Source organism: Nonomuraea sp. NPDC004354, assembly GCF_053602555.1.
Genome location: NZ_JBSGDV010000002.1, coordinates 380,729 through 402,546 on the forward strand (window position 1 = coordinate 380,729; position 21,818 = coordinate 402,546).

The window sequence follows — 21,818 nt, forward strand, 5'->3', positions numbered from 1 at the left end:
CCGTACCAGAAAAAAGGATCTTCACCTGTGACGGAAGTGAACACCACTCCCCCGGCTGACCGCATCGAGCCTGTGGACATCCAGTCCGAGATGCAGCGCAGCTACATGGACTACGCGATGTCCGTCATCGTGTCCCGTGCGCTGCCCGACGTCCGCGACGGTCTCAAGCCGGTGCACCGCCGGGTGCTCTACGCCATGTACGACGGTGGCTACCGTCCCGACCGCGGCTACTTCAAGTGCGCCCGCGTCGTCGGTGACGTCATGGGCACCTACCACCCGCATGGCGACACCTCCATTTACGACGCGCTCGTACGGCTGGCGCAGCCGTGGTCGCTGCGCTACCCGCTGGTCGACGGGCAGGGCAACTTCGGCTCGCCCGGCAACGACCCCGCGGCGGCGATGCGCTACACCGAGTGCAAGCTCGCGCCCATCGCCATGGAGATGCTGCGCGACATCGACAAGGACACCGTCGACTTCCGGCCCAACTACGACGGCAAGTCGCAGGAGCCCGACGTCCTGCCCGCGCGCATCCCGCAGCTGCTCGTCAACGGCTCGGGCGGCATCGCGGTCGGCATGGCCACCAACATCCCGCCGCACAACCTGCGCGAGGTGGCCGCGGCCGTCAAGTGGTGCCTGGAGAACCCCGACGCCACTGACGAGGAGCTGCTCGAGGCGGCCATCGGGCTGGTCAAGGGGCCCGACTTCCCGACCCACGGCCTGATCGTCGGTCGGCGCGGCATCGAGGACGCCTACCGCACCGGCCGCGGCTCCATCACCATGCGGGCCGTCGTCGAGGTCGAGGAGGACGGCAAGGGCCGCCAGTCGCTGGTGGTCACCGAGCTGCCCTACCAGGTCAACCCGGACAACCTGGCCCTCAAGATCGCCGAGCTGGTGCGCGAGGGCAAGCTGACCGGCATCGCCGACGTCCGCGACGAGTCCTCCTCGCGGGTCGGCCAGCGCCTGGTGATCGTGCTCAAGCGCGACGCGGTCGCCAAGGTCGTGCTGAACAACCTCTACAAGCACACCCAGCTGCAGGACACCTTCGGCGCCAACATGCTGGCGCTGGTCGACGGCGTGCCCCGCACGCTGCGCCTCGACCAGTTCATCCGCCACTACGTGGCGCACCAGATCGAGGTCATCGTCCGCAGGACCCGCTACCTGCTGCGCAAGGCCGAGGAGCGCGCCCACATCCTGCGCGGGCTGCTCAAGGCGCTGGAGCGGATGGACGAGGTCATCGCGCTGATCAGGCGCTCCCCCTCGGCCGCTGAGGCGCAGGGCGGCCTGATGACGCTGCTCGACATCGACGAGGTCCAGGCCCAGGCCATCCTCGACATGCAGCTGCGCAAGCTGGCCGCCCTGGAGCGCCAGGCGATCCAGGACGAGTACGACAACCTGATGACCCAGATCGCCGAGTACAACGCGATCCTGGCCAGCCAGGCCCGCCAGCGCGAGATCATCAACGACGAGCTGTCGGAGATCGTCGCCAAGTACGGCGACGACCGGCGCACCGAGATCATCGCCTACGACGGCGACATGTCGATCGAGGACCTCATCGCCGAGGACGAGATCGTCGTCACGATCACCCGCGGCGGCTACGCCAAGCGCACCAAGACCGACCTCTACCGGGCGCAGAAGCGCGGCGGCAAGGGCGTGCGCGGGGCGCAGCTGCGCCAGGACGACATCGTCGACCACTTCTTCGTCACCACGACCCACCACTGGCTGCTGTTCTTCACCAACAAGGGCCGCGTCTACCGGGTCAAGGCCTACGAGCTGCCCGAGTCGGGGCGTGACGCGCGCGGCCTGCACCTGGCCAACCTGCTGGCCATGCAGCCCGACGAGACCGTCATGGAGGTCCTCGACCTGCGTGACTACGACGTCGCGCCGTACCTGGTGCTGGCCACCCGCAGCGGCCTGGTCAAGAAGACGAGGCTGGCGGAGTACGACTCCCCCAGGTCCGGCGGCCTGATCGCGATCAACCTGCGTGAGGACGACGAGGTGATCGCCGCACGGCTGGTCTCCGAACAGGACGACCTGCTGCTCGTCTCCAAGGGCGCGCAGGCCATCCGCTTCACCGCCACCGACGACGCGCTGCGCCCCATGGGCAGGGCGACAAGTGGTGTCATCGGCATGAGATTCCTAGAAGGTGACGAACTTCTCGCCATGAATCGCATGGGTGATGGCGAAGACGTGCTTATCGCCACCGAGGGCGGGTACGCGAAACGGACAGCTGTTGAGCAGTATCCGGTCCAGGGACGTGGCGGCAAGGGCGTGCTTACTGCGAAGATTGTTACCTCTCGTGGCAAGCTGGTCGGAGCCGTCATGGTCAACCCGGAGGACGAGGTCTTCGCGATCACATCCAACGGCGGGGTGATCCGGACGAGTGCTGGGGAGATCAAGCAGTCTGGCCGTCAGACCATGGGAGTGCGCCTGATGAATCTCGCCGAAGGCGACAGCGTCGTGGCCCTCGCTCGGAACGCCGAGTCGATGGAGACTTCGGCGGAAGCTGAGGAAGACGGGGGAGGAGAGTAGTCCATGAACGCCCAGGGCGGTTCCGCGAAGACGACATCGTCTCGGGAGAACGGGCAGAAGCCTGCCAAGCCCAACGAGACGGAAGTCCTTGACATCACGGAGGACCAGGCCCAGGACGAGGCGGAGCGGAAGAACGAGACGGTCCGTCTCCGTCCGTCTCTGACCTCCGAGGCCCCACCGCCGCCGGCCGTCGAGCTGCCGAAGAAGAAGGCGGCCGCAGCGGCGGCCCGCCTGCCTCGCAAGGCGCACCTGGTGCTGCGGCGCGTGGAACCGTGGTCGGCGATGAAGTTCAGCTTCGTCGTCTCCCTGGTCTGCTTCGTGATCCTGTTCGTCGCGGTCGCCGTCCTGTACGGCGTGCTGTCGGCCATCGGGGTCTTCGACTCGATCGTCCAGACGGTCAACCAGCTGACCCAGGCCGACGGGCAGAGCTCGGGGAGCTTCGACATCTCTGCGTGGTTCGAGCCGGTCAGGATCCTCGGGTACACCGCGCTCATCGGCGCGGTCAACGTCGTGCTGATCACGGCGCTGTCGACGCTGGGCGCGGTCATCTACAACATCGCCGCCGACCTGGTAGGCGGCGTCGAGGTGACGTTCAGCGAGGCCGAATAGGCCCTTTGCCGTGTCCCGGACGCGGCGCGAGCAGCGCCCGGGACACGGTAAGCTTTCCTCGTACGAACAACCGGTTCGCCTCCGGCTGACGGATGCGATAACGTTCTTTGTGCGCGGGGCTATAGCTCAGACGGTTAGAGCGCTTCCCTGATAAGGAAGAGGTCCCAGGTTCAAGTCCTGGTAGCCCCACCACAGCTCAGAGGCCATTTCTCGTAATGAGAAGTGGCCTTTTTGATCTTCCGAGTGACTAACTGGGTGACTAAGGTGGAACACTGAGCCTCCCCGTCCCGAGGCCCGCGCGGAGGATGAGCGGTTGTGGGGTCCTGGGGGATATAGGCGATGAAGCACCGCGCGCTGTTGTGCTGGATGGGTGCCGTCCTTCTGTCCACCCTTCCTAACTGGGCTTCGTTACCAGTGGATACAGAGATCTACATCTGTGCCTACCTGAACACCGAAGACGGATACACCGGTCGTGATGTGCTCGGCCTGGGCTTCGGCGCGATGGCCACCCTTCTTCCCCCTGCCTTGATAGCGCTGGCCGTGGCCGCATGGCGATCACTGCCCCAAAGGCGCCGACTCTTGGCCTGGACAGGAGCGGGCGGAGCGCTCGCGACAGCCGCTTACTACGCACTGTCGACCATTGCGTTCTTCTCCCCCTATTGCCCTGAGGGTTCGCAGGGGCTTGGGTTCGTGATCCCGCTCTACGGCGCTATTGCTGCGCTCATCCTGATCGCCGGCGTGCCACGAGCCGAAGACAAGCCCAACGCGAAGGCCGAGACGCGGACATGAACAGCGTTTAAGCCTGCGGGAAGATCTGATCCATCGCCTCGGCGCCTTCCAGTAGTACCGGGCGGAGCTGTTTCCGGTAGACCTTCTCGGTCACCACAGTGCCCTTGTGGCCGACCAGGCGGGAGATGTTCTCCAGCGCTCGATCTTGGACGGCGCCTCAGGTGCGGACTCCCGCGCCCTCCAGAGAGCGATCAACTCATCCAGGGTCGCGACCGGCGAAGCAGGGCCCCTCGTGGGCCGCTCGGCTGCGAGCTCCCCCACAGCGGCCCAGAAGCGCGCCTCCAGGGCCGCGCAGATCTGCTTCTCCATCTCGTCCGAGACGTGGGTGTAGATCGTCTCGATCTTCTATGTCTTGTGCCCCATCCGCCGGTTGATCGCCTTCTGTGCGACCTGATCGCGAGCACCCGCCCCCTCCTGCCCACCACGACGAACTGACACTCGCTGCCCGCGCCATCCTTCAATGTTGGAGCGCACCGCTGAGGCGATCGGCGCGTCCCCGGCGCCCGTACGCGTGCCGGTCGTCGATCTGCTGTCGCCTCCTGGCCGGCGTTGGCCGCCTGGGTCGGGGTGCTCGGCCTCATGGACTTGCGGATGAGTTCGTCGGGCGAAGGCGAGCTGCCCCCATGCAACCCGCCGCGCCGAGCCACGCCGCTCTGAACGACGTGGGCGACGCGACGGATGCAGCGGCAGCCGCGCGTGCCGGGCGTCGTCGCGGCCCGATGGAGGTACGAGGAGGGGGAGCGTGCCCGATCGGTGAACCGAGGACTGCGGCGCGCCGCTCCATCACCCGTTCCTGCGGTTCTTGTTGTATTCCTCGACCAGCTTGAAGAACTCGGATTCCGAGTCGGCGAACTTCGTGATGCCCTTCTCCGGATCGGTCGTCACGAAGAACAGCCAGGGCCCAGCGGCCGGCTTCAGGGCAGCCTCGATGGCGTCGGCGCCCGGGTTGCAGATGGGACCGGGGGGCAGGCCGAGGCGCGCATAGGTGTTGTACCGCGACCGGCTCTTGAGATCCTCGTTCGAGGCCCTGACTCCGAACTTGTTCAGGCCGTACAGGACCGTGCTGTCCACCTGCAGCCTCATCTCGGGCGTGTGGTTCAGCCGGTTGTAGACAACTCGCGCGATCTTGGGCATGTCGCGCTTGTTGGCCGACTCGGCCTGGACGATGCTGGCGATGGTCAGGATCTCCAGCGGCGTACGGCCGACACGCCTGGCACCGTCCACCAGGTGGCTGTCCTCGGCGGTGCGATTAAAGCGTGTCACCATCGCGGCGAGGATCTCGTCGGGGCTCGACGTGGGCGAGACCTCGTAGGTTCCGGAGAAGGCGAATCCTTCCAGCGCGCCGTTGGCGTAGGCCGGAAGGCCAAGCGCCCTGCCGTCCTTGGCGGCCCGCTCGAACTCCACCAGTGGTCTGCCGGTGGCGGTCGACAGCTGCTCCAGGATCTGTGAGAGCCGTAGTCCTTCTCTCACCGTCAGGGTGGTCTGTCCCTGTTGGGTCTCCGCAAGCGCCTCGCCGGAGCCCTGCTCGGCGAAGTCCTTGGAGACCGCCACCCGAAAGGACAGCCCCTGGACCACGAGCGTGGATCCGACCGCCATCACGGTTACGGCCGCGGTCGCCGCCAGGGCGAGGCTGCGCCAACGGGATCGACTCCGGTCGACCTGGAAGAACCGGCTCGGTGAGGGTGGCTGCTCCTCACGGGCCATGTCGGAAAGGGTCTCACGCAGCAGATCCTCGATGTTCATCCGAACTCCCTCACGGTGTTCAGTTCAGGTGCGGCCTTCTTCAGACGCTCCAACGATCGGTAAATCTGGCTGCGCACCGACCCCACCCTGACACCGAGCAGCCGCGCGATCTCGGTCTCGGACAGGTCTTCGAAGTAGCGCAGCACGAGCATGGTCCGCTGCCGGGGCGTCAGCCGGGCAAGAGCCGCGCGCATCACCAGGCGAAGATCCACCATCTCGGCGTGCCCATCGCCGATCTGTTCGGGCAGCCATCCGGTGGACACTTCCGCGATGCGGGAACGGCGCCGCCACCAGCTCACCTGCTCGTGGTACATGGCGCGGCGGACGTAGCCCTCGATGGCCGCCGGGTCGCGCAGGCCGCGCCACTTCGCGGCGGTCTTCGCCAGCGCCGACTGGATCAAGTCCTCAGCGGCGTGCCGGTCACCGGTCAGCAGGTACGCGGTACGGAACAGCGCCCCTGATCGACCGATGACGAACTCCCGGAAGTCCGCCTCAAATCCTGGATCCACCCGTCCTCCTCGCGATGTCACCAAGCAAGGACGCGGACAGGGCGTCGATCTATGCCGGCATGGCCGCACTGATCTGCATCAAGGGCCGCATGCCTGCATCATCTACCTCCGCCGCTTGCGGGCCTCAGCCTGAAACGACTTTCGAAGGGCGAAGGGCGCGGAGTGAGTTCTCGACGAGGACGCGGTCCTGGATCGGTGCTGCCCTCCCGATCGCCTGATGGTGGCCGATCTCCGTTCAGGGCCGGGGTGATCTTTAATCAGCATCCTGCTCATGGTCATCGGCCGGAACCGCACCGCACGCACGGTCGATCTCTCCCGTTTCGATCATGCCCCGTACGGCGTCGGCCATCGAGGCGAAGCCCGGCTCACGGATGACGATCAGATCGGAGCACCAGAAGTACCGGCCGTTGAGGCACTCGCCCGTGTCGCGCCACCGGTCCATGGTCCTGCCGATGACATCGAGAGTCATGAAGGTCGCATAACGACGAGTGCCGTCAGGAAGGGTGATGGTCGCGTCGGCCTCCTTCGCGGTCTCAGGGTCATGCCCTTCCCACTGCGGGATCAACATCTCGAAGCCGGGTTCGATGACGCGATAGAAGGGACCCTCGGTCTCGATCACGCAGCTCACTCTGCCGGTGGCTTCGGGATGCTGCAACGAATACTGCAACAGTCAGTGAGCACTGGTCGCGGGCAGGCAGTGAGCCGCTGATCTCGCCGCGGACAGTTCTGATAGCTCCCGGGTTCACGCCGAGGAAGATCAGGTCCGTTCTCCTGCCACGACTCCCCCGCCTGCGCTCAGGCGGGGGCGCCGTTCAGGGTTTCGACCTGGCCGGTGTCCAGCGAGTAGTACGCGCTGACCACGGCCAGGCTTCCGTCGCTCACCAGCGGCGCGAGGTCTCGATTGCCGCGCAAGTTGTCCGCCGTCAACCTCACCTGGGCTCTGGCCATCGTCTCGACGGGGTCGGCGCCGGGGTTCCTGATGGTCTGTTCGTATGCCGGACGGAGAGCCTGCGCGATCGCCTGCAGGTTGCCCGGAAGCGGCTTGCCTTCCCGCAGGGCCTTGTACGCGGCGGAGACGGCGCCGCACCGCTGGTGTCCGAGGACGACGATGAGCGGGGTACCGCTGGTCATCGGCCCGTACTCGACGGATCCCGTGACCACGGGCCCCACGGCCAGCCCGCCGGTACGCATCACGAACAGGTCGCCCAGCCCGGTGTCGAAGACGAGCTCGGGCGCGACCCGGGAGTCGATGCACGACAGCACCACTCCATAGGGCTGCTGCTTGGCGGCCAGCAGCTCGCGGCGTGTGGGATCGCGATCGGGGTGCTTGAGCGCGCCGGTCACCCAGCGCCTGTTGCCCTCCATCAGCCGTTCGTAGGCGGCCTTCGGCGAGTCCGGAGCCGGCCCCGTGGGCGACGCGGGCACCGTCCTGTCCGCATCGCTCACGGTGTGCACCGCATCGGCAGTCGAGCAGCCGGACGCACCCCGCCAGGTCTGCCCGTTCTTGTGCACCTCGGCCACGACACCGGCGGCACCGTCGGACGGGCGCACGGTGATCGCCTCGCGCAGGGCGGCACGGTCCAGACCGGTGGCGGGCTCGGCGGTCGCCGCCTGCGCGGGGGCGACGGCACCGAACGTCACGGCGGCGGCCAAGGACAGAGCCAAGAAACGGCGCATGGGGGAAGCTCCACTCGACAGACGGTGATCAAGTGCGCTCGAGTCTGTCCGCCCGGCTCGCCCGGTTCGACGGGGATCACCCCCGGCCCGACCCGGGCCCGACCCTGCCCCCGCATCAGGAGAACCCTGGCCGGCCGCACACGCCAGCGACCGGCAATGTCCCCGCGCCTTAGTGCGCCCCCGGTAGCGGGCCTGCCCGGTGGGTGTATCTGTGCTTCCAGCCGAGATCGAGGGCGACGCTCACCACGAGTACGGCCAGCAACGTGAGGATCGACGCGGGCTCGTGCACGAGCGTGGTGAAGACGAAGGTCAGCAGGACGGCGCCGGCTGATACGACGGCCAGTCCGAGGACGAGGGTGTTGGCGCCGGTCTGGGTCCGTACCCGGAAATGCGCCACCGTGATGAAGATGAAGACCAGGAGGGCGACGGCACTGCCGATGGAGGCGATCGCGTCGAGTTTGAAAGCGACGGCGAGCACCACGCATACCGCCGCCTCCACCAGCAGCCCGGCTGATGCTCGTCCACCGATCCGCCGTGCCATCAACGGCGGGAACTGCCGCGTGTGCGCGAGCCGCTCGCACAGGCCGGGTGCCGGGTACAGTCCCGCGTTGGTTGCTCCCGCGGTGGCGAACAGGGCGGTCACGCTCATCAGCCAGTAGCCGGCCGTACCGAGGGACGGCTCGGCGGCCACGGCGAGCGCGGTCCCCCCGGAGGCGATGACCTCCTCCGCGGTGAGCGTGCCGAACACGCCTACCGCGATGGCGACATAGATGACCGTCGCGATCCCGAGGGCGAGGTACATGGCCTTCGGAAGCTGGCGTGTCGGATCGGCGAGATCCTTGGCCGTGAACGTGATGATGCCGAATCCGAGGAACGCGAAGAACGTCAGCGCGACGCTGGCGACGATGTCGCGGAGCGGCGGGTATCCGGACGGCGCCAGCAGCGACAACCGCATGTTGGCGATCGTCACCACCGCGAAGACGACGAGGATTCCCAGGACGACGTACACGATCACGGTCTGTGCCTTGGCGACGAGCGTCGATCCGATGATGTTCACGGCGGTCATCGCCAGGATGATGAGCACGGAGAACGCCTTGGCCCATGTCGCGTTCGCGTCGGTGAACATGGCGCTCGCGTAGCTGCCGAACGACACCGCCACCATCGCGGTGACGATGGCGTTGGCCACGTAGATGAGCCAGGCGGTGATGCCGGTGATGTGGCCTTCACCGAAGCCCTTGGCCACGTACTCGAGCAGGCCTCCGGCCGAGGGGTACTTGGCGCCGAGCTTGGCGAACGAATAGCCCTGCAGGGCCGCGACCACGCCCGCGATGAGGAACGACAGCCACACGGCCGACCCCGCCACCTCGCCGGCCGCACCCAGGAGTGCGAAGATGCCGGCTCCCACCATGGCGCCGACGCCGATGAACGCGGCCTGCCGTACGGTCATGAATCTCGACGGCGATGACATCAGCGGCAGCCTCCCTCTCATGGCGCGGCCTTGCCCAGGGCCTCGACCGCTCCGCTCGGCCGGCCGGGCCTGTGCCACGGCGGCACCGCCGGCCGCATTCCGGGTCACTGCGGCACCGCCGACCGGTTTCCGGGTCACTGCTGGACCGTCGGCCGTTTCCGGCGTCACAGCGTCAGCTACGGCCGTTTCCGGCGCCATAGCGTCAGCTACGGCCGCTTTCCGGCGTCACGGCGTCAGTGACGGCCGGACGGTGTTCCCGTACACCCCTTTCAGTCGGCGCCGTGCGGGCGGTTGGGCTTCGCGGCTGTGAGAGCCGCCTCGAGTTGCGCCTCGACTTCCGCGCTGAGCGTCGTGCGGATCACGTGCCCGCGCTGCTGGATGAGCGGGAGGACCTTCTCCGGCGTCATGTCGCGGACGAGGACGATGAGCGCGGCGCTTCCGGGCGGCAGGTTCGCGCTGAGCTCGTTGACGAAGTCCTGTGCCCCGCCGGTGGAGCCGAAGGTGCTCTTCCATATCGTGCCGCCCGCGACCGCGCCGACCGCCATGCCGAACAGCGGCGCCAGGAGCAGCAGGCCGATCATGCCGCCCCAGAGGGCTCCGCCGGTGGCCGCCGCGCGGACGCCGGTGCCGCCCTGCTGCACCTCGATCTTGCCGTCCTGGCCCCTGATCATGACGACGACGTCCTCGATCTGGACCGAGCCCTCCGCGCCCGATCGGCGGAGGCGCTTCTCGGCCTGCTCGACCGCCGCCCGGTCGGGGTACGCGATCGCTATGAGATCACTCACTGGCGCCCTCTCACCGGATCATCGAGCACGTGCGGCAGTGGATGCAGGGGAAGACAGGCCCCCGCAGCGGTAGGCGTCAGTCACCCTGGCCGCCTCTTGCCGCACATTCTACTCCGCGCGTGTTCCCTCCGGATTTGTCCCGCGACCGTGCGTGACGATCAGTCAATCCCGGCGGACCCGCGGGTCTCGGGACCGGTGCGGGATCTGGCCCGAGGGGATGGTGAATGCGGTGGTACCGCTGTCCGGCCCCGAGGCGTGCCGGCGGAGTACGGTCATGCCATGTCCCCTGACGTCGAACTGGCCTGCGAGCAGTTGGTGAAGGCCCTTCGCGATCTTGCCGCCGGGTCGTCCCAGGAGGAGGCGGTCGCCACGGTGAGATCCACCGCGCGTGCCTATGCGGACGCGATCGCCGAGGCCACCGGATGGACGGACGTCTTCGCCGACCTGGACGAGGAGGACAGCGAGCCGTATGACGAGGTCGAGCGGGTCAGCGTGACAGGACGGTGGGACTTCGTGGTGGAGGACCCCGAAGCTTTCATGCGTCACGCCTACGATCGCCTGATCGAGAACGGCTGGCCCGAGGATGCCGCGGCGGAGCATTCGGAGTCTCCTGCCGCAGCGCTGGACACGCTGCTCAGCCTGGACGGCTGGGACGCGCGGCGGTACGACCGGCATGGCGCCAAAGCATCCGGACAGATCTGGACCGCACGCCATGTCGACAGGACCCTGTGGGAGATGAGCCACACCGAACAGTGGAGAGCCCGCTTCTGACCGGCGCCCGACGCCACGCACCCCTGGTGAAAGCGCGAACCAGGGGAGGCCCATGGTCGTCTCACCCTTCGGTGTCTCAGATGTCGCTCTAGTCACGGGGGAGTCATGGGTATGGGTGGAAGCATGATCTTCCTGAGGCGGGCGCTCCGCATCGCTGTCTTCACGCTTGTCGTCCTCCCCCTCACCGCTGTCATCGCCACCCAGCAGGCGGCGGCCGACTCCCGCAGGCAGCACCAGGCCGACGCGGGGACGGCCCGCCGGATGCTGGCCCAGCTGAAGGTCGCCCGGCCGTTATCCCTGCGCGGCTACAGCCACCGCCGGTTCCAGCCCCGGTGGGCGCACCACAAGGGCAGGTGCGACGCGCGGGAGACGGTGCTGTCCCGCGACGGGCGAGGCGTGCGCAGGAACGCGGCCTGCCACCCGGTCAAGGGCGTCTGGTACAGCCCGTACGACGGCAAACGGCTGAGAAGCGAGAAGCTGGTCGACGTCGACCATGTGGTGCCGCTGGCGTACGCCTGGCGTACCGGCGCCCGCACCTGGAGCCAGGCGCGGCGGCGCGCCTTCGCCAACGACCTCACCCGGCCGGAGCTGGTCACGGTCAGCCACTCCGCCAACATCGCCAAGGGCGGCCAGGGCCCGCAGAGCTGGCGGCCGCAGCGCCGCGGCTACTGGTGCCGTTACGCGACCTCATGGATCACCGTGAAGCATCACTACCGGCTCTTCGTGACCCGGAAGGAGAAGGTCGCCCTCCTCAACATGCTGCGCACCTGCAGCAGGTCCTGACCCTTTCCCGGGGACCACGCGGCGGAACGGCGGTCGCCGAGCCGGCGAACGGGACATAAGGGATCTTGGGGGAGCAGCCTGAGCGTTCTACACTCCTGCGACGAGTTGATCATTCCCCCCCTCTGTGTGAGGAACCATGAGAAACGTCTTCGCGGCGACCGTCGCCACCGCCTCCCTTCTGCTGGCCGTCCTTCCGCCCGCCGCCTCCGCGGGCACCGCCGCGCGGCCGTACTGCAACGAGAAGCATCCGCCCAAGGACCGGTACTACTACAAGCACAAGAACCACTGGGACTGTGTCGGCGAGCACCTGACCTGCTCCAAGGAGCAGCGCGGCGCCTACGGCTACTCGATGAGCCATGCCCCGCACACCCGCCGGCTCAGGTGCGTCTTCTGGACGGACGCCTACCGCTGGAAGCCTGCCCCCACGCGGTAGGAGCGCTCATGTGCGCCGAGATCGACAACGTCCGCGTGGCCCGTGCCTGCCTCGAGCGCGGTATCGGCTACGTGGACGTCTCGGCCTCCCACCACGTGCTCGCCGCGATCGAGGACCTCGACCCGCTGGCCAGGCGGCGCGGTGCGAGGGCCGTCCTCAGCGTCGGACTGGTCCCCGGCGTCACCAACCTGCTGGCGCGGATCTGCGTCGAGCGTTCGCAGGCCGACGACCTGCGCGTCGGCGTGCTGCTCGGCTCGGGCGAGCAGCACGGGCCTGCGGCGCCGGCGTGGACCCTGGACGGCCTGGGCTGGCTCGCGGGCTCGTGGACGATGCGCTTCCCACCGCCGTACGGCACGCGCACCGTCCACCGCTTCCCGTTCTCCGACCAGTACACGCTTCCCGGCACGCTCGGCGTCGCCTCGGCGGGCACAGGGCTGTGCCTCGACTCCCGGCTCACCACCGGCCTGCTGGCCGCGGCCGGGCGGCCCGCCGTCGCCCGGCTGCTGCGCCGTCCCAGGGTTCGCGAACTGCTGCTGACCGCGCTGGCGAAGGTGCACGTCGGCGGTGACGGGTTCGCCGTGACCGCCCGCTGCGGTGCCGTCCAGGCGGCCTTCAACGGGCGGCTGCAGAGCCGCGCCACCGGACGGACCGCCGCGCTGGTGCTGCGCCGGCTGCCCGGCCTGCCGCCGGGGGTCGGACACCTGGAGCAACTGGTGGACCCGGTGGCCTTCCTGACCGAGCTCGCCGCCGACGGGTTCCGCCTCGACCTGCGCACCGCCGCCAGGCACGCCGACCACACCGCCTGACACCGACGGGCGGCCTGACACCACCTGGCTGCTGCCTGGACGGCGCTCCTTCGGGGGTGGTTTCACCTCTGATAGTTAGACGCCTTACTATCAGGGATGAGATCACTGCAGAGGAGTGCCGACATGCGTACCCTGATCACCGACGTGCGCGTCTTCGACGGCGAGCGCGTCCAGCCCCGGGCCACCGTCCTGATCGTCGACGACCTGATCGCCCCCTCCGACGGCCGGCCCGCGGACCTGAAGATCGACGGCTCGGGCAAGACCCTGCTGCCCGGCCTGATCGACGCGCACACCCACGTCTCGGACGGCATGCTCGCCCAGGCGCTGACCTTCGGCGTCACCACCGAGCTCGACATGTTCTGCCTGCCGTCCAACCTGGCCCGCCAGCGCCGTCTCGCCGCCGAGCGGGACGACGTGGCCGACCTGCGCAGCGCCGGAGTCCTGGCGACCGCGCCGGACGGGCACCCGAGCCAGATCATGGCCGCCGAGGCGGGCGCGCTCGACTGGCTGGGCGACGCCGTCGGGCCGTTCGACACGATCGCCGACGCGGCCCACGCCACGGAGTTCGTCGAGAAGCGGCTGGCCGAGGGCATCGACTACCTGAAGATCGTGGTCGACGACGGCCGCACCGCAGGGCTGGACCTGCCGGTCATGGGCCCCGAGGTGGTCGCCGCGCTGGTCGAGGCGGGGCACGCGGCGGGGCTGACGACCATCGCGCACGTGGCGACGGCACGCGACACCGTCATCGCGCTGGACGCGGGCGTCGACGGCCTCGCGCACGTCTTCCACCACGGGGAGCCGGGCGACCCGACCGCCGAGGAACTGGCCGCCCGGATCGCCGCGCACGGCGTCTTCGTGGTCACCACGCTCTCCTACATCGAGACGATCACCCAGGACCCCGCCCAGGTCGAGCTGGTGCGGGACGAGCGCATCGCCTCGCGCCTGCCCGAGGGGGCGCGAACGGCCATCGACAGGGACTACACGGCCGTGCCCGTCCACCCGGAAGGCGTCGCCAACGCCCTGCGCGCGACCACGGCGCTCCACGCGGCCGGGGTGCCGCTGCTGGCCGGCACGGACGCGAACGCCTTCGCGCCCCTGCACGGCGCCGCCATGCACAGGGAACTGCTCCTGCTCACCCGGGCGGGACTGGCCCCTGAGGCGGCGCTGGCCGCCGCGACCAGCGTCCCGGCCCGGCACTTCGGCCTGACCGACCGCGGCAGGATCGCCCCCGGCCTCCGCGCCGACCTGGTGCTGGTGGACGGCGACCCGACCAGCGACATCACCGCCACCCGCGCCGTCGCGGAGGTGTGGCGCCGCGGCGCCCGCCAGTCCCGCTGACCCGTCCCCACGACGGATACCGCCACCCGGCCCTCCACCCGGTCCGCCGTCACCCGGTCCGGTCCTCCACTCGGTCCGCCGTCACCCGGTCTGGTCTTCCACCGACGGCCTCCCGGCGAAAGCCCTGGCGGGGGAGGTACCGGACACCGGCCAGGGGGACCGGTGGCGCCGACGGCTGAAGGCGGTGAGAGACCGGGCTGGGCGGCGCGGTCGATCGATGGCACCATGAGCGGGTGGATGTCGGCCGGCCTCTCATCCGCGCGCTGCGCGCCGCCGTGTTCGCGGTGGCGTGCGTGCTGGTGTCGGCCGTCCTGCACGTGCTGGCCGGAGGCGCGGGCGTCCGTCTCGAGACCATGGCCGGGGCCCTGACCCTCACCTGGGCGGGGGCCTTCCTGCTCGGCCGCCGCCAGCGCGGCCTCGAGGTGCTCCTGGCGGCCTGCTTCGCCGCGCAGTACGGCATGCACCACCTGTTCACCGCCGGCGCCCCGCCCGAGGTGCCGGCGCCGGCCACGCACGGCCACGGCACCGGCCTGGGCATGCTGCTGGTCCACGTCGTGGCGGCGGTCGGCTCGGCCTGGTGGCTGGCCCGCGGCGAGTCGGCCCTGGCGACCCTGCTGCACCTGGCGGGCGCTTCCGTGAGCATGGCGTGGGCCGCCCTGCTCCTCCTGCCGGCCGTTCCGATCGAGTTCGGGCCGGCCGTCCGGGTCACGCCCTGGCGCGGCCCCGTCCCACCGCGTCGCGCGCCGTTCGCGGTGGTGGTCTCCCGGCGTGGACCGCCGGTGTCGTTCTCCGTTCTCTGACCGGGCACCGCTGCCCGGATTCTGGCCCCGCCTGTGTCGCCGGGCCTGTTCGGCGTGGCCGCCATCGCGCGGCCACGCGTCGAAACCCTCGCCGAGACGGCGCGTACCTCGTTGTGGCGCGCCCTCTCACCGAACGGAGAAACGTCACCATGACCTCATCCACCGACGAGCGACCCGAGGCGACGGCGGCCGCGCCGCCCGCCCGGCGCGCCACCTGGGCGGCGCTGCGTCCCCTGGTGCTGCGGCTGCACTTCTACGCCGGTGTCCTCATCGCCCCCTTCCTGCTCGTCGCCGCGACCACCGGCCTGCTGTACGCCGCGTCGTACCAGATCGAGCAGATCGTCTACCGGCACGAGCTGACCGCGCCCACGGGCGGCCCGCCGCTGCCCCTGAGCGGGCAGATCGCCGCGGCCCGCGCGGCGCGGCCCGACGGGACCGTCACCGCGGTACGGCCCGCCGAGCCGGGCACGACCACGCGCGTGCTGCTCGACGTTCCCGGACTGGCTGACAGCACCCAGCTGGCCGTCTTCGTCAACCCCTCGACCGGACAGGTGCACGGCGTGCTGGAGAGCTACGGCAGCTCGGGCGCGCTGCCCGTGCGGGCCTGGATCTCCACGCTGCACCGCAGCCTGCACCTGGGCGAGCCGGGCCGGATCTACAGCGAGCTGGCCGCGAGCTGGCTGTGGGTGGTGGCCCTCGGCGGCCTGCTGCTGTGGGTCACCAGGCGCCGCCGCGAGGGGCGCCGCCTGCGCGGACTGGCCGCGCCCGAGCGTGGCGCCACCGGCCTGCGGCGCGTCCTGTCGTGGCACGGCTCCCTCGGTCTCTGGGCGGTGCTCGGCCTGTTCTTCCTGTCCGCGACCGGCCTGACCTGGTCGGCGTACGCGGGGGAGAACGTCGACGAGGTGCGCGCCGCGCTCGGCTGGACGACCCCGTCGATCTCCACCTCGTCCGGCGACCACGCCGCCCACAGCGGGGGAGGCCATCAGCACGCCGGGCCGTCGGACGCCGGTGTGGACCGCGTCGTCCAGGCGGCCGCGGGCAGGGGGCTGTCCGGCCCGCTGGAGATCGTCTGGCCGAAGGAGCCCGGCGGTTCCTACGTGGTCAAGGAGATCGACAAGGAGTGGCCGCAGCGGCTGGACCAGGTGGCGGTCGACGCGGGGACCGGCCAGGTGACGGACGAGCTGCGCTTCGCCGACTACCCGCCGGCCGCCAAGCTCGCACGCTGGGGCATCGACGGCCACATGGGCCTGCTGTTCGGCCTGGCCAACCAGATCCTGCTGGTCGCGCTGGCCGCCGGGATCATCACGCTGATCGTGCTGGGCTACCGGATGTGGTGGGCGCGGCGGCCGGGCCGCGGCTTCGGCGCGCCGTACCCGCGGGGTGGCCTGCGGCGGGTGCCGGTGGTGGTCCTGGCGCCGCTGGTCGTCGCCGCCGCGGCGGTGGGCTGGTTCCTGCCGCTGATGGGCCTCTCGCTGGCGGCGTTCGTCGTGCTCGACGTCCTGCTCGGGCTGCGCTCCAGGAGAACGGCCGCGCGCGCGGAGTGACACCGGCGGCGGCGCGCGCGTGGCGATACCCCCGGCGACACGCGGGCGGAGTGACATCGGCGGCGCCGTGCGGATGGCGTGGCGGGCGGTGGTGGAGCGGGGGCCCGCCCGCTCCACGCGTCACACGAGGAGCGGGCGGTCGTCGGGGCCGTACCACTCGGTGAGCAGCACCGCGGCGTCGTCGTCGAGCCGGCCGTTCCGGTAGGCCAGGATGCTCTTGATCAGGCGGCGGAGGGTCTCCGGCACGGGCAGGTCCGAGGCGGTGTGGCGGATGATGAAGTCGACGAACCTGGTCAGGCCGAACTCCCTGCCCTCCCTGGCGCCCGCCTCGACGATGCCGTCGGTGTAGAGCAGGATCCGGTCACCGGGTTCGAGCTGTTCCCTGCACGTGACGACGGGGATGCCGAGGTCGAGGCCCATGGGGTGGGCGGGCGGGCAGTCCACGGGGAACGTCCAGCGGCCGCCCCTGATGATGATCGGCAGGTGGTGGCCGCGGTTGACGCAGGTCAGCACGCCGGTGGCGAGGTGGAGGTCGGCCAGGATGCCGGTCACGAAGCGGGTGCCGCGCCCGAACTCGTCGATCAGCACCCGTTCGATCAGCTCGCTGTTGGCGGCCAGCGGTATGTCGTGCCGGCGATGGTTGCGGGAGGCCGTCATGGCCAGGTTGGCGGTCACGCCGGAGGAGACGTCGTGGCCCATGGAGTCGAAGACGGCCAGGTGGAGGATGTCGCCCGCCAGGGCGTAGTCGAAGGCGTCCCCGCCGACCTCGTAGGCGGGTTCCACCACCCCGCTCACCACCACCCTGCCGGTGGAGAAGGTCAACGGGGGCATGAGGTGCCACTGCAGCTCGGCTGCCAGGTTCATCGGCCGCGAGCGGACCACGCGCGGATGGGCGTCGCTGTGCGCCCGCTGGCTCACCAGCAGCAGCGCGACCAGCGACGCCAGGTGCCGCATGGCGTCCGCGGCCTCCTTCGTGCCGGAGGGAGCGGTGACCCGCAGGACGCCCAGCCGTTCGGTGCCGTCCAGGAGGGGCACCCACCAGTCGGTCGCGCCGTCGGCGCCCGCCTTGCCCAGGACCCGGACCTCCTGGAACGCCCGTCCGGCCAGGGTGGTGTCGATGTCGAGTTCCTTCGGCTCCTCGCCCGCCGGCTCGCCCCGCACCGCCAGCAGCCGCAGCATGCTCTGCTGGAGATCGGCCAGGTAGATCAGCACCGTCTCCAGCCCGGCGCCCGCGGCGTACCGGTTCACCAGCACGGGCAGCTCCTCCAGCGTGGCCGTGTGGCTGCGGTCGAGCAGTCCGGTGAGCATGCCCTCGATTCCGTGGGAATCGTCCATGGCGGTCACCCCCGATGCGCCGGCGACTGGCACCTACAGGCATACCCACTGTGGCGTCCCTGTCGTGATCGAGGTCTGTTCACTGACATGAGATGGCAGGGGAGGGGGCCTACCGTCCACCGCATGAGCGACTTCGACTTCTTGACTGGCACCTGGGACGTCACCAACCGGCGGCGGACCGACTTCCTCGAGGAGTCGTGCCTTCTCGGTGAGGCGACCGACTGGGAGGAGTTCCCCGGCGTCAGCCGCGCCTCCCGGCACTTCGGCGGCGGCGCGAACATCGACGAGATCGAGTTCCCGACGAAGGGGGTCAGCGGTCTCACGGTGCGGCTGTACGACCGCGAGAGCGAGTGCTGGTCCCTGTACTGGGCCAGCAGCAGCACCGGCCGGCTGTTCCCGCCGGTGGTGGGCGGGTTCGCGGCCGGCAGGGGCGAGTTCCACGGCGACGACGTGCACGCGGGCCGTCCGGTCAGGGTGCGCTTCGTGTGGTCGGACATCTCCGACCGGTCGGCCCGCTGGGAACAGGCCTTCTCCGTGGACGGCGAGCGCACCTGGATCACGAACTGGAGCATGGACTTGACACGTCGCGAATGACCAAATCTGCGGCACTAGGCGCGTAACGGGAAAAGAGGTACGTTCCAAAAGGCGTGCGCTCGGGGGATCTTGCGCACGCCCGGTTCTTTTTGAAGGAGCTTCATGCGCCTGTCCTTAGGCAGGGCCATCACCATGGCCGCCATCCTCGCCCTCCCCCTTTCCGCGATCGCCGTCCCTTCCGCCGCCGCCGGCCCCGTGGACGACGCGTTCGCCAAGCTCCTGGTCAAGAAAGTCCAGGGCGCCAACGTCAAGAAGCACCTGGACGCGCTCCAGGCCATCGCGACCGCCAACGGCGGCAACCGCGCCGCAGGGACGGCCGGATACGACGCCTCCCGCGACTACGTGGCCGGCAAGCTCCGCAAGGCGGGCTACAAGGTCACGCTCCAGCCGATCAACTACGTCGACAGCTGGACCGAGAACACCCCGCCGGTGCTGGGCTCCTCCGTGCCGAACGAGGACTTCTTCACCTTCCAGCCGTCGCCCGCCGGCGACGTCACCGCGCAGGTCCAGGGCGTGGACCTGACGCTGCCGCCCACCCCGACGCCGACCTCCACCAGCGGCTGCGAGATGTCCGACTTCTCGGGCTTCGTCGCCGGCCGTATCGCGCTCATCCAGCGCGGCACCTGCCCCTTCGCCACCAAGGTGCGCAACGCGGGCCAGGCGGGAGCATCGGGGATCATCGTCTTCAACGAGGGCCAGCCGGGCAGGACCGAGGCGTACCCGCTGGACCTCGGCGAATGGCGGGCCGGGATCCCGATGGTGTTCGCCGACTTCGCCGTCGGCAACGCGCTGGCCGGCACGCCGGGCGCCACCGTCCACCTCAAGGTCGACTCCACGCTCGTGCTCGGCACCGACGAGAACGTGATCGCCGAGACCAGGTTCGGTGACCCGAGCAACGTCGTCATGGTCGGCGCGCACCTCGACAGCGTGCCCGAGGGCCCCGGCATCAACGACAACGGTTCGGGCTCGGCCGCCATCCTGGAGACCGCGCTCCAGCTGAAGCAGTTCCCCGTGCGCAACAAGGTGCGCTTCGCCTTCTGGGCCGCGGAGGAGATCGGCCTGCTCGGCTCCGACCAGTACGTCGAGAAGCTGTCCCAGGAGCAGCGCGACCGGATCAAGCTCTACCTGAACTTCGACATGGTCGCCTCGCCCAACCACGCCTACAAGCTCTACGACGGCGACGACTCCGACAACGCCGGCTCGCCCGCGGGCCCGCCCGGATCGGCGGAGATCGAGCAGCAGCTGAAGGCCTTCTTCACCGGCCGCAGCCTGCCCACCGTCGGCACCGACTTCGACGGCCGCTCCGACTACGGCCCGTTCATCGCGGTCGGCATCCCCTCGGGCGGCATCTTCACCGGTGCCGAGCAGCTCAAGACCGCCGAGGAGGCCGCCATGTTCGGCGGTACGGCGGGCGTCGCCTACGACGCCTGCTACCACGCGGCGTGCGACGGCATCGCCAACATCAACGCGACGGCGCTGGACGTCAACGCCGACGCGATCGCCGACTCCGTCGCCCGCTACGCCTTCAACACGCGCGACATCCCCGACCGGCAGGCCGCGTCGGCGGCCCGCGCCGCCGTACCGGCCGCGACCACCGGTAGCGCCGCGAGCTGAGCACACCCGTGAGGGAGGGCGGTCTCCCACCGGAACCGCCCTCCCTCCATCGCACCCTCTGTCCACCCCCCACGGAGGAACCGATGAAGTCCCGCCTCCTGGTCGTGGCCGCCGCGCTCGCGCTGGCCGCGCCCCAGGCCCAGCCCGCCTCGGCGGCCGCCGTGCAGCTGGCGCCGCCGAACATCTCGCTGGCCAACGTGAAGGCACATCTCAGCCAGCTGCAGTCCATCGCCTCCGGCAACGGCGGCAACCGCGCCCACGGCCGCCCCGGCTACCTGGCCTCGGCCAACTACGTCAAGGCCCAGCTCGACGCGGCCGGGTTCCAGACCACGCTGCAGTCGTTCACCTACAACGGCGCCACCGGCTACAACGTCATCGCCGACTGGCCCGTCGGCGACCCCGACGACATCCTCATGGTCGGCGCCCACCTCGACAGCGTGACGGCCGGTCCCGGCATCAACGACAACGGCTCGGGCAGCGCCTCGATCCTGGAGACCGCCCTGGAGGTGTCGCGTCAGGCGTTGCAGCCGACCAAGCACCTGCGGTTCGCCTGGTGGGGCGCCGAGGAGCTGGGCCTGCGCGGCTCCCAGTTGTACGTCGGCAACCTGCCGGCCACCGACCGGGCCAAGATCAAGGGGTACCTGAACTTCGACATGGTCGGCTCGCCCAACGCCGGCTACTTCGTCTACGACGGCGACAACTCCGACGGCGTCGGTTCCGGTCCCGGCCCGGCGGGCTCGGCGGAGCTGGAGCGGACGCTGCAGGACTACTTCGCCTCCATCGGCGTGCCGACCAGGGGCACCGACTTCGACGGCCGCTCCGACTACGGCCCGTTCATCTCCCGCGGCATCCCCGCGGGCGGCACGTTCACCGGCGCCGAGGGCATCAAGTCCAGCGCCCAGGCCCAGCTCTGGGGCGGTACGGCGGGGCAGGCCTTCGACCCCTGCTACCACCGCTCGTGCGACACGACGAGCAACGTCAACGACACGGCGCTGGACCGCAACGCCGACGCGGCGGCGTACGCGGTGTGGACGCTCGGCACGGCCGTGCCGCCGACGACCGTGTGGTCGGACGACTTCGAGACCGCCACGGGCTGGACCGCCAACCCCGGCGGCACCGACACCGCGACGACCGGCCTCTGGGAGCGCGGCGACCCCGAGGCCACCACGTCCAGCGGCACCAAGCAGGTGGGCACGACGGCGAGCGGCGTCAACGACCTGGTCACCGGACGGCTGGCGGGCGCCGCCGCGGGCGATCACGACGTCGACGGCGGGACCACGTCGATCCAGTCGCCGCCGATCACGTTGCCGGCCTCCGGCGTGCTGCGGGTGTCCTTCTCGTGGTACCTGGCGCACGGCAGCAACTCCTCCAGCTCCGACTTCTTCCGGGTGAAGGTCGTGGGCAGCACGACCAGCACGGTGTTCCAGCAGCTGGGGGCCGCTTCCGACCGTGACGGCGCGTGGGGCTCGTCCACCGCCGACATCTCGTCGTTCGCGGGGCAGACGGTGCGCATCCTGGTCGAGGCGGCCGACGCCTCGGGCGCCAGCCTCGTGGAGGCGGGCGTCGACGACGTCAAGGTGACCCGCCAGTAGCACGCACGGCCCGGCGCCGCCCCTGACCGGGGGCGGCGCCGTTCCATTGGAAGGGAAGGTCACGTATATCCCTTATGTCTGGATAGTTGTTTTCCGTTC

The 21,818-nt window shown here is 69.8% G+C and carries 20 protein-coding genes and 1 tRNA gene; 14 read left to right on the forward strand and 7 right to left on the reverse strand.

All coding sequences use genetic code 11. The annotated features are described in order from the left end of the window. Positions 1-27 precede the first annotated feature (27 nt). From gyrA to ACWENQ_RS07475, 4 genes are all read left to right on the forward strand, one after another. A complete protein-coding gene (gene gyrA, locus ACWENQ_RS07460; protein WP_354916722.1) occupies positions 28-2,529 on the forward strand; it encodes a DNA gyrase subunit A in 2,502 nt (833 codons plus the stop codon). 3 nt (positions 2,530-2,532) lie between these two features. Beyond that, on the forward strand, positions 2,533-3,138 hold the full coding sequence (locus ACWENQ_RS07465) for a DUF3566 domain-containing protein (protein WP_449916049.1): 606 nt from the start codon (positions 2,533-2,535) through the stop codon (positions 3,136-3,138). 115 nt (positions 3,139-3,253) lie between these two features. Further along, positions 3,254-3,330 (forward strand) — tRNA-Ile (locus ACWENQ_RS07470). 147 nt (positions 3,331-3,477) lie between these two features. Next, a complete protein-coding gene (locus tag ACWENQ_RS07475) occupies positions 3,478-3,927 on the forward strand; it encodes a hypothetical protein (RefSeq protein ID WP_452413168.1) in 450 nt (149 codons plus the stop codon). 783 nt (positions 3,928-4,710) lie between these two features. Here the strand turns inward: ACWENQ_RS07475 and mltG are convergent. From mltG to ACWENQ_RS07505, 6 genes are all read right to left on the reverse strand, one after another. Further along, entirely contained in the window at positions 4,711-5,670 is a 960-nt protein-coding gene (gene mltG, locus ACWENQ_RS07480) for an endolytic transglycosylase MltG (RefSeq protein ID WP_452413169.1), read from the reverse strand. Further along, positions 5,667-6,179 carry a SigE family RNA polymerase sigma factor gene (locus tag ACWENQ_RS07485; protein ID WP_449916056.1) on the reverse strand — a complete coding sequence of 171 codons (513 nt, stop codon included), beginning with the start codon at positions 6,177-6,179 and terminating at the stop codon, positions 5,667-5,669. The genes mltG and ACWENQ_RS07485 overlap by 4 nt, the downstream gene beginning before the upstream one ends. A 253-nt stretch (positions 6,180-6,432) precedes the next feature. Continuing rightward, positions 6,433-6,798, reverse strand: coding sequence for a hypothetical protein (locus ACWENQ_RS07490; protein WP_452413170.1), 366 nt, complete (start codon positions 6,796-6,798; stop codon positions 6,433-6,435). Positions 6,799-6,974: 176 nt separating this feature from the next. Beyond that, on the reverse strand, positions 6,975-7,856 hold the full coding sequence (locus tag ACWENQ_RS07495) for a carbonic anhydrase (protein ID WP_452413171.1): 882 nt from the start codon (positions 7,854-7,856) through the stop codon (positions 6,975-6,977). Positions 7,857-8,025: 169 nt separating this feature from the next. Beyond that, the gene (locus ACWENQ_RS07500) at positions 8,026-9,324 is read right to left on the reverse strand and encodes an APC family permease (protein ID WP_452413172.1); all 1,299 of its coding nucleotides are present in this window, start codon (positions 9,322-9,324) and stop codon (positions 8,026-8,028) included. Between the two features lie 269 nt (positions 9,325-9,593). Then, positions 9,594-10,109 carry a DUF1269 domain-containing protein gene (locus ACWENQ_RS07505; protein WP_449916066.1) on the reverse strand — a complete coding sequence of 172 codons (516 nt, stop codon included), beginning with the start codon at positions 10,107-10,109 and terminating at the stop codon, positions 9,594-9,596. Between the two features lie 279 nt (positions 10,110-10,388). Between ACWENQ_RS07505 and ACWENQ_RS07510 the strand changes: the two genes are divergently transcribed. The 7 genes from ACWENQ_RS07510 (at position 10,389) to ACWENQ_RS07540 (ending at position 16,584) form a co-directional block, all read left to right on the forward strand. Beyond that, positions 10,389-10,880 carry a hypothetical protein gene (locus ACWENQ_RS07510; protein ID WP_452413173.1) on the forward strand — a complete coding sequence of 164 codons (492 nt, stop codon included), beginning with the start codon at positions 10,389-10,391 and terminating at the stop codon, positions 10,878-10,880. 123 nt (positions 10,881-11,003) lie between these two features. After that, positions 11,004-11,663, forward strand: coding sequence for an HNH endonuclease family protein (locus ACWENQ_RS07515; RefSeq protein WP_449916071.1), 660 nt, complete (start codon positions 11,004-11,006; stop codon positions 11,661-11,663). 136 nt (positions 11,664-11,799) lie between these two features. Next, the gene (locus ACWENQ_RS07520; RefSeq protein WP_452413174.1) at positions 11,800-12,096 is read left to right on the forward strand and encodes a hypothetical protein; all 297 of its coding nucleotides are present in this window, start codon (positions 11,800-11,802) and stop codon (positions 12,094-12,096) included. Positions 12,097-12,104: 8 nt separating this feature from the next. Beyond that, complete coding sequence (locus ACWENQ_RS07525; protein WP_452413175.1) at positions 12,105-12,902, forward strand: saccharopine dehydrogenase NADP-binding domain-containing protein; 798 nt, start codon at positions 12,105-12,107, stop codon at positions 12,900-12,902. 123 nt (positions 12,903-13,025) lie between these two features. Continuing rightward, positions 13,026-14,240, forward strand: coding sequence for an amidohydrolase family protein (locus tag ACWENQ_RS07530; protein WP_452413176.1), 1,215 nt, complete (start codon positions 13,026-13,028; stop codon positions 14,238-14,240). Positions 14,241-14,473: 233 nt separating this feature from the next. Beyond that, a complete protein-coding gene (locus tag ACWENQ_RS07535; RefSeq protein ID WP_452413177.1) occupies positions 14,474-15,040 on the forward strand; it encodes a hypothetical protein in 567 nt (188 codons plus the stop codon). A gap of 149 nt (positions 15,041-15,189) precedes the next feature. Further along, positions 15,190-16,584, forward strand: a complete 1,395-nt coding sequence (locus ACWENQ_RS07540) for a PepSY-associated TM helix domain-containing protein (protein WP_452413178.1) — start codon at positions 15,190-15,192, stop codon at positions 16,582-16,584. A gap of 120 nt (positions 16,585-16,704) precedes the next feature. Here ACWENQ_RS07540 and ACWENQ_RS07545 read toward each other — a convergent pair whose 3' ends face one another. Next, complete coding sequence (locus ACWENQ_RS07545; RefSeq protein WP_452413179.1) at positions 16,705-17,919, reverse strand: PP2C family protein-serine/threonine phosphatase; 1,215 nt, start codon at positions 17,917-17,919, stop codon at positions 16,705-16,707. Between the two features lie 123 nt (positions 17,920-18,042). On the opposite strand from ACWENQ_RS07545, the gene ACWENQ_RS07550 reads away from it, so the two are divergent. The 3 genes from ACWENQ_RS07550 to ACWENQ_RS07560 all read left to right on the forward strand — a co-directional run bounded on the left by ACWENQ_RS07550 (position 18,043) and on the right by ACWENQ_RS07560 (position 21,719). Then, positions 18,043-18,513: a hypothetical protein gene (locus tag ACWENQ_RS07550; protein ID WP_449916084.1), complete on the forward strand. Its 471-nt coding sequence runs from the start codon at positions 18,043-18,045 to the stop codon at positions 18,511-18,513. A gap of 102 nt (positions 18,514-18,615) precedes the next feature. Beyond that, positions 18,616-20,127, forward strand: a complete 1,512-nt coding sequence (locus ACWENQ_RS07555; protein ID WP_452413180.1) for a M28 family metallopeptidase — start codon at positions 18,616-18,618, stop codon at positions 20,125-20,127. A gap of 83 nt (positions 20,128-20,210) precedes the next feature. Continuing rightward, complete coding sequence (locus tag ACWENQ_RS07560; RefSeq protein WP_452413181.1) at positions 20,211-21,719, forward strand: M28 family peptidase; 1,509 nt, start codon at positions 20,211-20,213, stop codon at positions 21,717-21,719. Positions 21,720-21,818 lie beyond the last annotated feature (99 nt).

Coding starts and splice junctions, on each gene's coding strand:
- ACWENQ_RS07465 (WP_449916049.1), top strand. CDS start 2,533: ATGAACGCCCAGGGCGGTTCCGCGAAGACGACATCGTCTCGGGAGAAC.
- ACWENQ_RS07475 (WP_452413168.1), top strand. CDS start 3,478: ATGAAGCACCGCGCGCTGTTGTGCTGGATGGGTGCCGTCCTTCTGTCC.
- mltG (WP_452413169.1), bottom strand. CDS start 5,670: ATGAACATCGAGGATCTGCTGCGTGAGACCCTTTCCGACATGGCCCGT.
- ACWENQ_RS07495 (WP_452413171.1), bottom strand. CDS start 7,856: ATGCGCCGTTTCTTGGCTCTGTCCTTGGCCGCCGCCGTGACGTTCGGT.
- ACWENQ_RS07500 (WP_452413172.1), bottom strand. CDS start 9,324: ATGTCATCGCCGTCGAGATTCATGACCGTACGGCAGGCCGCGTTCATC.
- ACWENQ_RS07510 (WP_452413173.1), top strand. CDS start 10,389: ATGTCCCCTGACGTCGAACTGGCCTGCGAGCAGTTGGTGAAGGCCCTT.
- ACWENQ_RS07515 (WP_449916071.1), top strand. CDS start 11,004: ATGATCTTCCTGAGGCGGGCGCTCCGCATCGCTGTCTTCACGCTTGTC.
- ACWENQ_RS07520 (WP_452413174.1), top strand. CDS start 11,800: ATGAGAAACGTCTTCGCGGCGACCGTCGCCACCGCCTCCCTTCTGCTG.
- ACWENQ_RS07525 (WP_452413175.1), top strand. CDS start 12,105: ATGTGCGCCGAGATCGACAACGTCCGCGTGGCCCGTGCCTGCCTCGAG.
- ACWENQ_RS07530 (WP_452413176.1), top strand. CDS start 13,026: ATGCGTACCCTGATCACCGACGTGCGCGTCTTCGACGGCGAGCGCGTC.
- ACWENQ_RS07540 (WP_452413178.1), top strand. CDS start 15,190: ATGACCTCATCCACCGACGAGCGACCCGAGGCGACGGCGGCCGCGCCG.
- ACWENQ_RS07545 (WP_452413179.1), bottom strand. CDS start 17,919: ATGGACGATTCCCACGGAATCGAGGGCATGCTCACCGGACTGCTCGAC.
- ACWENQ_RS07550 (WP_449916084.1), top strand. CDS start 18,043: ATGAGCGACTTCGACTTCTTGACTGGCACCTGGGACGTCACCAACCGG.
- ACWENQ_RS07555 (WP_452413180.1), top strand. CDS start 18,616: ATGCGCCTGTCCTTAGGCAGGGCCATCACCATGGCCGCCATCCTCGCC.
- ACWENQ_RS07560 (WP_452413181.1), top strand. CDS start 20,211: ATGAAGTCCCGCCTCCTGGTCGTGGCCGCCGCGCTCGCGCTGGCCGCG.